Raw genomic sequence first — 465 nt, 5'->3', positions numbered from 1 at the left:
CCGGCGCGCCGAAGTGCGGACGGAACCCGCCCTCAAGCGGTCGCGCTGGATGTGGCTGAAGGACAAGCATCACTGGACGAAGACGCAGATCGCGCAGCATCACGACTTGTCGCGCCGCAAGCTCAAGACCGCGCGGGCGTTCCGGATGAAGGAAGAGTTGCGGGACATCTTCGCCCAGGCCGACAGCAAGGCCGAGGCGGCGGAGCTGCTGACCGCGTGGCTGGCATGGGCGAAGCGATCCCGCCTGGCACCGTTCCGCAAGCTCGCCAGAACGCTTGGGGCGCATTGGGACGGGATCCTGAACGGGTTTGACAGCCGGCTGACCAATGGCGGTGTCGAAGCCATCAACGGCCTGATCCAGGCGGCCAAGGCCCGCGCCCGAGGCTATCGCACGACACGGAACTTCATCAACATGGCCTACCTCGTAGCCGGCCGGCTTACGCAACTGCCCGCATCACCCTACGA

The 465-nt window shown here is 66.0% G+C and carries 1 protein-coding gene; it reads left to right on the top strand.

The annotated features are described in order from the left end of the window. Positions 1–13 precede the first annotated feature (13 nt). Positions 14–465, top strand: a 452-nt coding sequence (locus tag ACH107_RS33530; protein WP_412509888.1) for a transposase, incomplete at its 3' end; no start/stop codon positions are given.

This window comes from Roseovarius halophilus (ex Wu et al. 2025) (genome assembly GCF_047086965.1).
Note: the sequence above shows the minus strand (reverse complement) of the source record. Positions and strands in the feature narration are given on the sequence as shown.